The following is a 13,541-nucleotide window of genomic DNA, read 5'->3' as shown; positions in this document are numbered from 1 at the left end:
CGCTTACCAGTTGCAGGCCGGAACGATGCCCCATTTCTGGAGCATCGGCACGCCGACGGCCGCCAGGCCGATACCAATGCCGGCGCCTGACAGGAACTTCATGATCGTCGACTCGGACGAGGCAATGGCGATGCTGCTGATCACGATGATGATCAGTCCCGCGCAGAACAGGAACGTCGTGTTGAAGAAGCCGGCGACCGTGCAGAAGAACAGGGGCAATTGGCCCAGCATCGACAGGTCTGGTACCGCGTAGGCGTTGGAGATACCGCCAATGCTCGCGAGCGCTGCAGCGAGCAGGGCATTGCGCCGCGCGCGGCGCGCCTGCTTGGCCAGGATGGGGGGAAGTGGGTGACGCATGAGGATGACTCCGGTGGTTAGAAGACGCGACGGGTGACGTAGTCGCCGTCCTTGAAGCCTTGGATCTCCAGGACTTCGGAGACATGACGCATCTCGCCGGAACGGCGAAGATGGATGACGTAGTGGAAGCACTCGGCGATGAGCTTGCGCATATCGTCGAGTTCCCAGCGGGAGCCCAACGGGATACCGAGCATGGCGAGGCTTTCCAGTCGGGAGAGCGCCGAGCGCGCACTGTTGGCGTGCAAGGAACCCATGCCGCCGTCGTGGCCCGTGTTCAGTGCTTGTAGAAAGTCGAAGGCCTCGCCGCCGCGGACTTCGCCGACCAGGATGCGGTCGGGCCGGAATCGCAGGCAGAGGGCGACCAACTGCTGAGTCGTGACCTGCGTGTCCGGATTCGAGAGCAGCCGTACCTTGTTCGGGACCGACAGCTTCAGTTCCATCGTGTCCTCGATGGAGATGACACGCTCGCTGTCGGGGATACGGCCGACCAGCGAGTTCAAGAACGTGGTCTTGCCGGAGGACGTGCCGCCGGCCACCAGCACGTTCTTGCGCTGCTGAACCATCTCAGTCAAGGCATCGCGCAAGGCCTCGTCTTCCACGGGCCCGGAGAAGATCGGGCGATCCTCCGCCGGGTTGCGGGCCACGCGGGCCGAGAAGGCGCCCATGGCCACGTAGTCGTCGAGGGTGAGGTTCTTTTCGCGATGGCGGCGGATGCTCAAGGCATGACCGTCGATGGCCGTGGGACGCATCACGGCGGCAATTCGCAGTCCCTGGTAGCCGGCGTTGATGATGCCTTGTTGGGTACCCCGGACGGCGGATTTATCGACGGAGGAGGCCAACGCGCGGATCGCGCCCTCCAGCATCGCCGGATTCAGCTGGAGGTCGATCTGGACAAGCTGTCCGTGACGCTCGACCCAGATGCTATGCGCGTGGTTGACCATGACCTCGGCCACCTCCGGCGCATCCAGGTAGGCGCGCAGCGGGGCCAGCGACTCGAAGAACATCGATACCGCGCTCGATTCAAGTTGGCTGACCTGCAGAAACAGGTTGTCTGGGGCATGTTCGGACATCCCCTTATTGTTAGGGATATTGCGGCGGTCCTAACTCTCGAAAGCTCACGAGTTTTGGGTAGCTTTCCGCGCTTCAGCGTCCAACATGCTGAACGCTGAATGCTGAACGGTCCCTTGCCGGCGTCTCGCCGACCGCTCCCTGGCCGCTCCCTAGCCTCTCTCCTGCCTCGCGCCCGTTTCTCGCAGCCCTCTCGTCGGTCGCTTCGGTGCCTGGCCTTACCGCCGAGCTACTCACTGCGAACGTCGGCGGCCAGCACTGCGTCCGCGCGCGGAACGTTGGGTGGGGTCGAGCGAGAAATGTCGAGAAACAGGGGGGAGCACCCGAAAGGCTCACGAAACTCGTGAGCTTTCGAGGGATGCGCTCCCGCCTTTTGCTGTTCCAATTGTGGGTATCAAATTCAGGTGCCCTCATGCGGCTATTCCAACGCAAAACCGATCAGCAGAAAGCGCTTTCGCCCTTGCCAGGCATGTACGCCGGCGAGGACCCAGCGCAGCTGATCTTTGATCGCGGCGCGCGGATCACGGTCGAGAAGAACCACTGGAAGCTGGCGACATTGATTGCCGGCGTGGTCGCACTCGCCGCCGTCATCACGCGCGAGCCACCGCCGCCGCAGATTCGCGCCTACGGCGTCTCCGCGGATGCGCAGGGCAAGCCAGTCGTGCGTGAACTCCAGGCCTATGAGCCGAAGGCCCTTGAGATCGGGGTGGCGGTCAAGGAGTTGGTCAAACGGATGTTCACCATCGAGCCGGTGCTGACCACGCATGTCGAGGAGTCGCGGCTGTACAAGAACGTCTCGTCTGCCAAGAAGCAGATGGTGGGCGCTGCGCGCGATCAGTTCGAGAAGTGGTTCGACGAGGACGCACCGTTCAAGGCGATCACCGCCAGCCCGACGCTCGCGCGGGAAGCGCAGTTCACCAACATCGCACTGCTGCCCGACAACACGGTCGCCGTCGAGTTTGTCACGACCACGACGGAAGAAGGGATGAAGCCCGTGAAGATGCGCTACGCGATGACGATCCGGTACGAGATCAAGCCGCCCGACAACGACGCCGTGCTATCCGACAACCCGTTTGGCGTGCACCCCGTCTTCTTCACCCTTCAGAAGTCTCCAGCCTAACGTATGCGTGTTCCTCAACTCTCCCGCCGCACACTCGTGTGTGCGCTGCTTGCTGCGTCGGTTGCCTCGGTATCGGCAGCGGCGCCGGCCAAGCTGTCACCGAAGGCGGACTCGTCGCTGCCGCGCCTCGGGCTTGGGGATATGGCCGATGCGATGAATCCGGCGAACCCGTTCAATATGGGAGCAGACCCGGTAGCGATGCCCGGTGACTCCCGACTGGTCGTCTTCACGTTCAGCCGCGACCAGATCTTCCGGGTGTTGTGCGCACCGTTGAAGGGCACGACCATCGAGCTTGGCGACGACGAGCAGTTGGTGACGGAGCCTGTCATGGGCGATACCGTCCGCTGGGAGATGACCAACGACGGCGCGAACCACATCTATCTCAAGCCGCACGCGCCGGGCTTGATCAATACCCTGTCCCTCTCCACGAACAAGCGTAGCTACGAGTTCACGCTGGTGTCGTCGCCGCTGGGCGGAATCTACTACCAAAAGGTGCGTTTTCGCTTCCCGGAGCCGGGGCTGGCCAAGATCAAGCCCCGCGCGGCGGGGCCGGGTACGGTCGAGGCTGCTGGCACCGAGCCAGCCAGGCCTGGTGGTGATCGCGTGGGGGTGGCGCCGGACAAGCTCAACTTCGACTACCGGGTGTCGGGCAACGCGGAATTCAAGCCCGAAGCGGTTTTCGACGATGGCAAGTTCCTCTGGATGCGTATGCCGAGCGGGGCCAGCGAGTGGCCGGTCGCCCTGATCAAGGATGGCAGCGACTATGTCGTGGCGAACTTCATTCGTCGCGGAGGCTACCTGGTGCTGCAGCGCCTCGCGGACGAGGTTGCCCTGCGTTCCGGCGATACCGAAGTGCTGGTGCGTCGCGGCAAGGGTGGCTTCTTCGGCGGACTCTTCTGAGAGGGCGGCCACGTGCGGAATGTCGAGGACGTCACCGACGCGCAGTCGCGCTTCTTCAAGGGGAAGTTGCCGCGCAACATCGTCTATATCCTGGGCGGGGTCGCCGCATTTCTGATTGCTGGGCTCGGCTACTACTACCAGAGCCGCACGCAGTTGGAGATGAAGGAACAGGCGGAGCAGAGGAAGGCCGAAGAGCTCAAGGCCCGCACGTCCGCCCCGGACAACGCCAGGACACTGGCGCGGACCATCCGCGAGCAGCAGGAAGCCGCGCGCGCCGAAGCGGCGCGACAGCAGGCCTCGGCGGTTCCGGCCGAGCCGTCAAAGAGCCCCGTGATGACGGCCAAGGACTTCTCGCCGGCTGGGGCTGCCACGACGCCGCAATTGGCTGAGCAGAACAAAGAGGACAACCTCTTCACCGCACCGCTGACCAAGGGGGGCGGCGGCAAGCTTCAGGCGCCTCAACGTCCCGCGCTCAGCGGCATTCCGGATCCGACCCAATTGCGGGCAGTGCAGGAGGCCGCCGTGGCGGCCGCCAATGCACGCAGCACGCCGGTGCAAGAAGCGGCGGCGGTTTCCAGCGACAAGCAGTTCCTGCGCGAGGCGGAAGCGACGACGTTCCAGCGCACGGGCATCGTCGGGAAGCTTCCGGACTGCACAGTGAGCAAGGGGTTCGTGATTCCGGCGACGTTCGTCGGTGGCAACAACTCGGATAAGCCGGGCGAATTCCGCGCCATGGTGTCGCAGAACGTCTACGACACCATCAAAGGGACGTGCCTGGCCGTCCCGGTGGGGTCGGTGCTCGTTGGCACCTACAGTCCCGACATCGCCATCGGCCAGGAGCGGCTGCTGGTCGCGTTCACACGCCTTCAGCTGCCGAACGGGAACTGGGTTCCGCTGCTTGGCAGCCAGGGTACCGACCCGAATGGCGAATCTGGCGTCAGCGGTAACGTCAACAACCACTGGCTGAAGATCTTTGGTGGTGCTTTCGTGATCGCGGTGCTGGAACAGCGCTTCAACAACCAGTCGATTGCAACCACGCCGGGTCCCGCCGGCCTGACGACCTACGGAAATGCTGCCGGCCAGGTGGCTACCCAGACGGCACAGACCATCCTGAATCGCAACCAGTCGATTCGTCCGACGATCACCACCAAGCCCGGGGACAGACTCCTGATGCAGGTGAAGCACGACATTGTGATGGAGCCTTATGTTGAGTAAGCAGCTTCTCCCTCTTGCGCTCGGCGTGCTCGCCGTCACCGGGTACGCGGCGACCATCGAGGCCGTCGTCAGCCCCACGGCCCTGGTCGTGCGTGAGCATGGCACCCTGCAACTGCAGGCGCTGGAGGGAAAGCCAGTCCTGTACTGCGGCCTGGAGCGCTTCGCCGGCTGGGCCGCGCGCTGGATTGGCACGGCGGTGACGCTGGGCGGGGCGAGCGGCCCGCAGGTTGAGGTAGACGGCCGCAAACAGCCGCTGCGAGCCGTCTTCGCGTCGGCCGGCTGGTTGCGGCCCCCGACCTTGGATGACGGTGCGCAAGCCGCGATGGCGGAGCGCCGTGGCGGCTGGGCTTGTGCGTCGAAGGTAGAGCCCTTCGCGCAAATGCGCGAGCGGGTCGATCCGGCCGTGCTGGCGAGCATCGCCATGAACGAATCGTCGTATCGCGGCCAGCCCTGGCCGTGGACGCTCAATGTGGCGGGACAGGGATTCTTCTTTGCCACGCGCGAGGACGCCTATGCCGCAATTCAGGCGCTGCTTTCTGCCAAGCGGTGCGATTTCGATGTGGGCCTCATGCAGGTCAACTGGTGCTTTCATGGGAAGCGCTTTGGCTCGGCCTGGGATGCACTCGCCCCCGCTACGAACATTCGGGCGGCCGAGTCCATCCTGCTCGACAACCGGCAGCGGAGCGGCTCGTCGATGCAAGCCGTCGCCTGGTACCACAGCGCCAACCCTAGCCGCGGCGGGCCGTATCTTGCGCGCTTCCTGAATCATCTGAAACGCTTCGAAGCGCAATCATCCCTATGAGCAACCGATTGCTACTTGCAGCCGCCGTGCTGCTGGCCGCCGGGCCGGCCGTCGCTGCGGAGACCGACCCACTGGACTTCGACTATTTGGTGGTCGCCCGGGCCGCCGATCGCCCGGCGATGGTCTTCAACGACGGGGCCAGCACCTATATCCAACCGCGGTTCGGACAGCGTGTGGAAGCCGAGGGGGGCCAGGAGAGCGGTCCATACATCGTGATCGCCGGCGTGCCGGATGTCGTGCACTACACGGTCAACGGGCAAGCGGTCACAGCGCGCTGGAAGCGGGCGACCACCTTCACGGCAGAGCCCGCCAACCCAAGTGGTGATCTGCCCCGCGGATTCCAGGGCTTTACCGGGCGGATCGCACTTGTCGGGAGCCACGGGAACCTGGCGGTCGTGCGCGCTGGCACCTCCACGCTACCGCTCGCGCAGCTGGTTCGCTCGATCGCGCCGGCCGGCTGGACGGGATCCGCGCAGAAGGAGATCGCGCTGACCGAAAGCTCCACGCTGCGACTGACCGCCGGCGAGAACTGGCTGCAGGCGCTGGGGCAGGTGCTGGAGGACAAGGGCCTCTATGCGGAGGTCGACTTCAACCGTCGGCACATCGCATTGCGGGCGACGGCGCCGAAGTCCCTTGCCATCGGTGGGAGCGCTGGCAGTCGCGCCACGGCACCGGCGCTCGCGCCGACGGGGGCGGAGGCCGCTCAGCCAGTGGCCACACCGACCATTTCGGCAGCTATCACTGGCTCGTCGCCGGCGCCCGCTGCCGAGCCCGATTCGCTCCTCGCCGGAGCCTTCGACGCCGTGGGCATTCGGGACAACAAGGCCGGGCGGATCGAGATTCGTTTCGGGGCGAAGCCCGATGACCTGGCAGTGAAGGACAGTGCCGGGAAGCGGCTCAACACCGAGTGGCGCGAGGTCGATCACATCCTGTCGTTTCCGACCGTCGATCGCTTCACCGTGACCAGCGGCGGCAAGGCAGTCGAGGTGGCACGCGTGCCCGGCATCCACTACGCCTTCCCGGCGAACAATGAGGCGGGCCTGGAACGGGTGTTCGAGAAAGACAACGCCACCTATCTGAGCTTCCGCCATTCGTTGGCGAACGTCTCGGTCTTCAACGAGCAGCACGAAGGGAGCGGCGAACTCAAGGATCGCTTCTACAAGTTCAACGGCATTGCGGCTCGCCTGACGGTGATTGCCGACGGCAGCGTGTTGAACGTCGAGCGCTCGCCCGAGGTGCGCTTCTACGAGCGTCATGGGAGCGCGAATTGATGTGGGGGCATGGGATCGTGTTGGCGGCCGCTGTCCTCGTTTCGGCCGCCGCCCGAGCGGACTGCCTCGACGACGCTGCGAAGTTCCACGGTGTCAGCCCGCTGCTGCTGCGCGGCGTCGCGCAGTGGGAATCACGCATGAATCCCAGCGCCGTACATCGGAACAAGGATGGCAGCGAGGACATCGGGCTCATGCAGATCAATTCGAGCCATCTGCCTCAGCTGGCCCGATGGGGGATCTCCCGGGCGATGCTCTTTGACGCTTGTGTGAGCGCCTACGTGGGCGCGTGGATCCTGCGCGACAACATCGACCGACACGGGGCGACCTGGACAGCGGTCGGTGCCTATAACGCGCGCTCCGACGTCAAGCGGATGGAATACGCGCGCCACATCTACGACACGCTCCAAAGCATATCGCGTTGAACTGAGAGGTCATTTTTATGCGCTGCAAGAATAGTCGTACCTACATCTTCTTCCCCTTGGCTGTGCTGCTTCTCGGTGTCGCGGCAGGGGCCCGTGCGACAGCCGGTCCGGCGCCCTTCGGGCCCGACAGTTTTGGTGGCTTCGAGCCGACTAAGCCACTGGCCGGCGATGGCTGGCAGCTGCTGTCAGCGAACGGCAGGCCGCGCACAGCCGGGACGCAGGTCGTGTCTGCGCAGTCCGTCTCTGCTCCGGTCATGGCGACAGCGCCGGTCGCGCCGGCGGCGCAAGCGGCACCCGCGCCGGCCGATCTTGCGCCAACCGTGCTGCCGAGCGCGGCCGTCGCCTCCCTGGGTCCGGTAGTCGGCACGCCGTCTCCGACAGCGGACATTCAAGACTGGGCGATCAGCCCAAGCGACGGCAACTACCGCCGGTTGATCGAGATCTGGGCCGCCCGCGCCGGGTGGCAAGCCTCCGCGTGGGAGCTGGAGAAGGATGTGCCCGTCGAAGCGGTCGATACCGCGCATGGCGACTTCAAGGCGGCCGTGCGCTACGCGCTGTCGGCGACCGAGTTGACCGACTACGTCCTGAAGCCCTGCTTTTACTCGAATCGTGTCGTGCGGGTTGTGAAGGTCACGACCAAGTGCGATATCTCGCAATAAGGAGTCAGCTGTGCGAACCCCGACCCTCATGAGGCCGATTGCCGGCGCCGTTCTGGCAGCGCTGTCGCTCGCCGGTTGCGTGTCCCCGGAACTGTTACGCGACACCAAGCAGGCGGCCGACGATGCCGGCACGAAGGCCGACGCGATGACCGCAGCGCTGTACGCGCGCATGCACCGAGACCGCGCCGCGGTGGAGCGGGAACAGGAAGTGGCAAAGCCATTCCTGGCGGGACGGGCCGTGCCGATCTCGCGTAATGTCACCCTGCCGGTGGCGCTGCGCAAGGATGTCGATACGTTCGTGATCTTCCCGGAGCGGACGATGCCGCTGGCGGTGGCCGCGCAGCGCATCTTCATGGCGACGGGAATTCCGGTGAAGGTCGAGTCCGACGTCTACTTGCCGGCGGCCATGCTGATGCCGCGATCGATGCTGCGCACGCCGACACAGGGCGCCGCCAGCGCAATGAACGCCGTTGGGGCGGCCACCATGCCGACGCCGAACGGGATCGGGGCTGCGCCGACGCCACAAGGACCACTGCCGGCCGGGCTGGCCGGCCCCACTTCGAATGCCGCGGCGCAAGCGGTTCCGCAGGCCGACACGGCGATGAATGTCGAGTTCAAGCAAAGCGAGAAGATGCCGCTGGCGAACATGCTGGACCTGATCGCCACGCGCTTGTCCATCAACTGGGAGTATGTGCCGAGCAAGGGCGTCATCCGCTTCTACCGCCTGAAGACCAAGATGTGGAGCTTGCCGTTCCGGGGCAAGGAGTCCTTCTCGACGGACTTCCTGCCCCCCGCACTGATGACCAGCAGTGCGGGTAGCGGCAACACGGGCCTGCAGGCCGCGGCGTCGAGCTCCAAGTCCGATGACAGCGCGACCGTGGAGATGGACGGCATTCGAGACAGCATTGCGCCGGTGATGACGATGGCGGGGTCGGTCTCGCTCAACGCTAATAGCGGGCTGCTGACGCTGACCGACACGCGAGAGGCCGTGGAGCGCGCGGACGAGATCGTGCGAGCGCAGATCGCGCAGGCATCGCGCCGGATCTACGTGAAGATGCAGACCATCGACTTCACGCTCAACGACAACAGCGAAGCGGGTGTGGACTGGAGCGCGGCGCTGTCGAAGGCGCTGGCGCATATCCCTGGCTTCGCATTCAGCGCGCTCTCTCCCGCAACACTGACCGATAGCCTCGCCGGCAGCTTCGGCCTGAGTTTGACCTCGGGCGACGGTACCGGCACTTCCGCTATCGTGAATGCGCTGCGGGAGTTCGGCACGGCTACCACGGCGGTGTCGATTCCATTCAACCTCCGCAACCGGCACGCCTCCGAGGTCGACAACCGCCACACGTTCAACTACGTGGCGAGCACCACGCCAGCCACCTCGACTGTGGGGGGGACCGGTGGCGTCCCGGGGATCACTACGGCGACCGACGCCGTTGGCCTGCGCGTCAAAGTCTATGCGGATGCCACCTCGCGTGACGATGTCTCGCTGACGCTGGCATTCGAGCAATCGGTGCTCGACGGCCCGATCGAGAAGTTCACCTCGGGGTCGGGTTCGAATCAACAGTCGGTGCAGCTGCCGAAGAAGATCGTTCGCAGCATTCCGCAGCACGACTTCCAGGTCCGTAACGGCCAGACGTTGATCGTGACCGCCATCGACCAGACCGATACTGCGATGACGCGGCGCACGCTGGCCGACCACCTCCCGCTGCTCGCCGGAGGCTCCCAGGTCGCGAGCAAGAGCCGCACCGTCACCCTGGTGGTGGCGACGGTCATGGTGCAGGATCAAGGCACGGGCGGCGCCGAATGATCCTGGATATCCAAGGCAAGAAGCTGGTCTTCGGCATGCAGTGGCGCACCTTGACGGGCAGCGATGCGCCGCCGGCATTGGCGGCGCGGATCGCGCGAGAGGCCAAGGCCGAGCGCATCTGGCATGAGGACCAGGCGCTACACATGGGCTATCCGGACGCCGCTGACGCGCAGGCCAAGGTCAAGGACCGACTCTATTCGGCGGCGGCGGCGCTGTCGCGCGTGACGCAATGTATCCCGAATGCGCTCTTTGTCTACCGGCTGGAGCATGGTGGCCAGCACATTGCCTACCTGGTCTGCGGCATCGCGAAGGGTCGCCCTCGGGTCGGCTTTGACCAGATCGTCAGCGATGAAAAGGCGCTCGCCGCGCTTGTCGCGGACTTTCCCAATCGGTGTGATGGCGAGTTCAAACTGGTCGGCAACCTTCCGGATCTGCTGACCCTGATGCCTGAGGACCGAAAGGTCCAGTATGTCCCGTACACGCTCGAGATGCTGGTGGCGGAGGTCGGGCCCTACGCGCTGCTCAGACGGCCCAGCGCGGCTAGCCGCCACAAGCGGCTGGTGGTCCTGGCGGCCCTGGCGGTCCTGGCTGTGGCCGCCGGCAAGTACGGCAAGGCCGAATATGACGCGTATCAAAGACGCCTCCATCCGCCACCGCCGGCAAAGACGCCTGCGCAGCGCTATGCAGAGGACCTGGCGAGCCGCGCGCAGGCCGGCGTCGCGCCCGCTGGCCCGGCAGTGGCCGGCTTCTATCAATGGTTTGCGGAGCAGGTGGACATCACGCTGGGGGGATGGTCGCTTTCGTCGGTGACCTGCGAGGCCGTGAAGACGCCGGAGACACCGTGCAAGCTCCTGTACAGGCTCGCGAAGGACACGCGCGGGGCAACCAATCAGACGTTTCTGGAGGCCCTCCCGGACTACTTCTCGGCACCCAACTTCCTGAGCATCGGTGATGAGTCGTCTGCGGAGGTGGTGGCCAAGGTTCCGATGGGGAGAGCGACAAAGCTGGGCGATCTGCTGCCGGGGCTACCCACACCGATGGCTGTGCGGACGCAGTTCGGGTCCGAGTTGCAGACGCTGCGCCCCGTCCTCGCTTCGGTGTCTCTGAAGGCCTTCCAGCCGTTCGGCGCGGTGGTGCCGGAGGCCATCGCGATGATTCCGCATCTGGTGAGCGCCGCGCAGTGGTCGACGGTAGGCCCGTTGCGCAATGCCACGGAACTGTCGCGGTTCCCGGCTGGGGTGACAGTGGATCGCATCGAACTGGCTGTGAGCCTTGATACAGCCCCGGATGCCAAGCAATCGAAATTCAAGCTGACGCTCGGCGGTGACGCCTACGCGCGCGACTGATCTTTGGAGAAAAATATGCGTACCCATTTCTGCGTTGGTCGGTATGTGGCGATGGCTGCTGCCGTGGTCGTGCTCCTGCCGGCGGCGCATGCCGAGGATGACCGCTCGATGACCCGCAAGTTGATTGACGCCGATGCGAAGCTTGCTCTGCAGAAGCTGGAGGCCGACCTCAACAAGAACGTGCCGACGCAGAATGTATCGGCGGCCCCGGCGGGCGTCGGCGTGCGCTCCGGTGGGGGCGAGGGCGGCCCGCAAACGATCGCCCTTTACGGCGTGGACGGCAGCGCAGCCGGATTGCCCTCGAACCTGCGCGCGTACGTGAAATGGGGGGAACAAGTCTATCCGGCCAGGGTCGGCGCGAAATGGCGTGGCTATACCGTCGCGTCGATCAACGAAGACGGAACCGTTCTCAAGCGCGGCAAGCACGTCGTGCTCGCGCCGTTGGACAAGGACGACGCGGCGGTGTTCGAGCGGCCGTCAGCACGGGCCGGCGATGCCGCAGGCGGCGCGCGCCCGGCGGGGCCGATGCCGGGCGGTGCGGGGGGCGGGCAACCTGGTGGCACGTTCGGCCAGGGCAGCCCGGGCCTGCTTGGCGCCAACAGCCCTCAAACTGCGGCGCCTTTCCCGGCGCCTATGCCGGCGCCGATGCCCGCCCCCATGCAGGCGCCGGTGACGCCGGCGACGCCGGTGGCGCAATGAGGGCGGCCATGCGACTCTTTCCCAAGCGATCGAACGACGAGCGGGGGCTTACGGTCGGTGGCGTGACCGTGGTGTCGGGTGGTTCCATGCCGTTCGCTCCGCCGGCGCCCGCGGTGGCGGCGACGGCGGAGGCGCCCGACCTGCCCGATGGCGGCGAGATCGGCACCGTCGATGACCTGCCAACGTTCGAGCGCACGCTGTACGACGACCTCTCGCTCGCACCGTCGCTCCGCCATCAAATCTGCCCAGTCCTGGTGGAGTCGGTAGCCTCGGGCCCGGCGGCGACCACGCGCGGACGGTATGCGCTGATTCTCACGCGCGACATGGCCACGTCCGATGTCACGGAAGAGATCCAGCGCCAACTGAGGCTGCGCTTCGACCCGGCCGACACGCCGATCTACTTCGCTGCGGCCCCGGTCATGGTGGCGCTGGCACGCGGCAGCTTCGATATTGCCGGCGCCAGCGGCGATGGCGCCAAAGGGGCCGGACGTCGCTCGTCCAGCGCGTTGTGGCAGAACTTCGAAGCGGCGGGGGGCTTCGCCCTGGCAGAGGCCGCGTCCGACTTGCACTGGGAGGTCGAGGACAACGGCGGCTACTCGCAGCTGCGCTTTGCGATCGACGGTCACCTGGTGGCGCCGCCGCAGTTCCGAATGGAGACGGGGGTGATGCTCGATACCCTGTCGCACATCTGGCAGAAGGGAAAGGGCGGCTCGCAGGGCGTGTTCAGTCGCGTATTGCCCCAGCAGACTTCTATCCGTGCCAGGATCGGCGGTGAGCCGGTGGTGTTCCGCTGGGCGTCGATGCAGAGTGCGACCGGCCATGTGACCGTAATGCGGATGCACCGCGAGGAGGCGCAGACGACCGAGGTCGACTTCGTTCACGACCTGGGCTATTTCCCCCAGCAGGCCGAGTTGCTCGACCGCAATACGATGCATCTGGGTGGTGGCACGGTGCTGGTGGGTGTCGTGGGCTCGGGCAAGACCACGACGGCCCACGCGATCATGCAGCGGCTTCCGGACTGGATGCACAAGATGGCGATTGAGGATCCGGTGGAGCTGCTGGCCAAGGGCACGCACCACTTCTCGGTTGCGCGGACCTTGGACGGTGCGAATCGCCAGGAAGACCCGTTCATCGTGGCCAAGCGCCAGATCAAGCGGATGAACCCCCATTTCGTCATGATCGGCGAAGTGCGGGACTTCGAATCGGCTGGCCTGTTCCGCGACGTCGCTGGCGCGGGGCTGCGCGCGCTGACCACGGTGCACGCGCCCAGCGCGCTGGCCGCGCCGGACCGGCTCGCAGATGGCGAGCTGCAGATTCCGCGCAGTGTGCTGGCCACCCCGGGCTTCGTGAATCTCTACTCCTACCAGGCGCTGCTCCCGAAGACGTGTAGCTGCGGCCATACGGGCGCCGAAATGAAGCAGATCTTGGGCGCAGACAAGCTGAGCCAGATCGAGCGCCTGTTCCGCTTCGACATCGAGGGCATCCGCGTGCGCCGGCTCGACGGGTGCGACCTCTGCCGGCGCCCGAATCTGCCGGCGCTCAACGGGGCGCGCGGCCGGACGGTGGCCGCGGAGATGTTCGAACCCGATGAACAGGATCTGCTGTTCATCCGCGATGCGAAGAACATCGAGCTGGCGGCCTATCAGCGTAGCAAACGGGTACACGGCTTCGAAGTGCCCGACAGCACTGGTAAGACCGTGTTCGAGGTGGCTATGTACAAGGTGTTTGCCGGCATTGTGGACCCACGCGAGGCAGAGCGAATCATCTCGCTCGACGCCTATGAGGCGAAGCTGCTGCGCCAGCGCGCGCGAGAGGCGGGCCAATGAATCGATACCAACCCGCGGGCCGAGGGGAACCGTGCGCAGAGCTGTG

Annotated in this window: 13 protein-coding genes; 11 read left to right on the top strand and 2 right to left on the bottom strand. The window is 65.5% G+C overall.

What is annotated here, in order from left to right:
* Window positions 1-3: 3 nt before the first annotated feature.
* Together BKK81_RS33300 and BKK81_RS33295 are read right to left on the bottom strand one after the other, a co-directional pair.
* Window positions 4-357 (bottom strand): hypothetical protein, encoded by a 354-nt coding sequence (locus tag BKK81_RS33300; protein WP_071023114.1) that lies wholly within the window; start codon window positions 355-357, stop codon window positions 4-6.
* 17 nt (window positions 358-374) lie between these two features.
* Window positions 375-1,427: a CpaF family protein gene (locus BKK81_RS33295; protein WP_071023112.1), complete on the bottom strand. Its 1,053-nt coding sequence runs from the start codon at window positions 1,425-1,427 to the stop codon at window positions 375-377.
* 410 nt (window positions 1,428-1,837) lie between these two features.
* Here BKK81_RS33295 and BKK81_RS33290 point away from each other — a divergent pair, with 410 nt between their 5' ends.
* From BKK81_RS33290 to BKK81_RS33240, 11 genes are read left to right on the top strand one after another with little or no spacing between them, the layout of a single operon-like run.
* Entirely contained in the window at window positions 1,838-2,545 is a 708-nt protein-coding gene (locus BKK81_RS33290) for a type IV secretion system protein (protein WP_071023109.1), read from the top strand.
* A 3-nt stretch (window positions 2,546-2,548) separates the two neighbouring features.
* Entirely contained in the window at window positions 2,549-3,445 is an 897-nt protein-coding gene (locus BKK81_RS33285; RefSeq protein ID WP_071023107.1) for a TrbG/VirB9 family P-type conjugative transfer protein, read from the top strand.
* A 12-nt stretch (window positions 3,446-3,457) separates the two neighbouring features.
* Window positions 3,458-4,660: a TrbI/VirB10 family protein gene (locus BKK81_RS33280; protein ID WP_071023104.1), complete on the top strand. Its 1,203-nt coding sequence runs from the start codon at window positions 3,458-3,460 to the stop codon at window positions 4,658-4,660.
* Entirely contained in the window at window positions 4,650-5,462 is an 813-nt protein-coding gene (locus tag BKK81_RS33275) for a transglycosylase SLT domain-containing protein (RefSeq protein WP_071023101.1), read from the top strand. The genes BKK81_RS33280 and BKK81_RS33275 overlap by 11 nt, the downstream gene beginning before the upstream one ends.
* Window positions 5,459-6,733, top strand: coding sequence for a pilus assembly protein PilL (locus BKK81_RS33270; RefSeq protein WP_071023098.1), 1,275 nt, complete (start codon window positions 5,459-5,461; stop codon window positions 6,731-6,733). Before BKK81_RS33275 ends, BKK81_RS33270 begins: the two co-directional genes overlap by 4 nt.
* Window positions 6,733-7,155: a lytic transglycosylase domain-containing protein gene (locus BKK81_RS33265; protein ID WP_071023096.1), complete on the top strand. Its 423-nt coding sequence runs from the start codon at window positions 6,733-6,735 to the stop codon at window positions 7,153-7,155. The genes BKK81_RS33270 and BKK81_RS33265 overlap by 1 nt, the downstream gene beginning before the upstream one ends.
* Before the next feature lie 17 nt (window positions 7,156-7,172).
* Window positions 7,173-7,814 carry a TcpQ domain-containing protein gene (locus BKK81_RS34885; protein WP_083384855.1) on the top strand — a complete coding sequence of 214 codons (642 nt, stop codon included), beginning with the start codon at window positions 7,173-7,175 and terminating at the stop codon, window positions 7,812-7,814.
* Between the two features lie 10 nt (window positions 7,815-7,824).
* A complete protein-coding gene (locus BKK81_RS33255; protein WP_231908285.1) occupies window positions 7,825-9,624 on the top strand; it encodes a protein PilN in 1,800 nt (599 codons plus the stop codon).
* Window positions 9,621-10,970: a type 4b pilus protein PilO2 gene (locus BKK81_RS33250; RefSeq protein ID WP_071023087.1), complete on the top strand. Its 1,350-nt coding sequence runs from the start codon at window positions 9,621-9,623 to the stop codon at window positions 10,968-10,970. The genes BKK81_RS33255 and BKK81_RS33250 overlap by 4 nt, the downstream gene beginning before the upstream one ends.
* Before the next feature lie 15 nt (window positions 10,971-10,985).
* Window positions 10,986-11,669, top strand: a complete 684-nt coding sequence (locus BKK81_RS33245) for a hypothetical protein (RefSeq protein WP_071023084.1) — start codon at window positions 10,986-10,988, stop codon at window positions 11,667-11,669.
* Between the two features lie 8 nt (window positions 11,670-11,677).
* Entirely contained in the window at window positions 11,678-13,495 is a 1,818-nt protein-coding gene (locus BKK81_RS33240; protein WP_071023081.1) for an ATPase, T2SS/T4P/T4SS family, read from the top strand.
* The last annotated feature ends 46 nt before the right edge of the window (window positions 13,496-13,541 follow it).

Origin of the sequence: Cupriavidus sp. USMAHM13 (genome assembly GCF_001854285.1) — a bacterium.
Taxonomy (GTDB): domain Bacteria; phylum Pseudomonadota; class Gammaproteobacteria; order Burkholderiales; family Burkholderiaceae; genus Cupriavidus; species Cupriavidus malaysiensis.
Note: the sequence above shows the minus strand (reverse complement) of the source record. Positions and strands in the feature narration are given on the sequence as shown.

Coding starts and splice junctions, on each gene's coding strand:
- BKK81_RS33270 (WP_071023098.1), top strand. CDS start 5,459: ATGAGCAACCGATTGCTACTTGCAGCCGCCGTGCTGCTGGCCGCCGGG.
- BKK81_RS33275 (WP_071023101.1), top strand. CDS start 4,650: ATGTTGAGTAAGCAGCTTCTCCCTCTTGCGCTCGGCGTGCTCGCCGTC.
- BKK81_RS33240 (WP_071023081.1), top strand. CDS start 11,678: ATGCGACTCTTTCCCAAGCGATCGAACGACGAGCGGGGGCTTACGGTC.
- BKK81_RS33300 (WP_071023114.1), bottom strand. CDS start 357: ATGCGTCACCCACTTCCCCCCATCCTGGCCAAGCAGGCGCGCCGCGCG.
- BKK81_RS33265 (WP_071023096.1), top strand. CDS start 6,733: ATGTGGGGGCATGGGATCGTGTTGGCGGCCGCTGTCCTCGTTTCGGCC.
- BKK81_RS33250 (WP_071023087.1), top strand. CDS start 9,621: ATGATCCTGGATATCCAAGGCAAGAAGCTGGTCTTCGGCATGCAGTGG.
- BKK81_RS34885 (WP_083384855.1), top strand. CDS start 7,173: ATGCGCTGCAAGAATAGTCGTACCTACATCTTCTTCCCCTTGGCTGTG.
- BKK81_RS33245 (WP_071023084.1), top strand. CDS start 10,986: ATGCGTACCCATTTCTGCGTTGGTCGGTATGTGGCGATGGCTGCTGCC.
- BKK81_RS33290 (WP_071023109.1), top strand. CDS start 1,838: ATGCGGCTATTCCAACGCAAAACCGATCAGCAGAAAGCGCTTTCGCCC.
- BKK81_RS33295 (WP_071023112.1), bottom strand. CDS start 1,427: ATGTCCGAACATGCCCCAGACAACCTGTTTCTGCAGGTCAGCCAACTT.
- BKK81_RS33285 (WP_071023107.1), top strand. CDS start 2,549: ATGCGTGTTCCTCAACTCTCCCGCCGCACACTCGTGTGTGCGCTGCTT.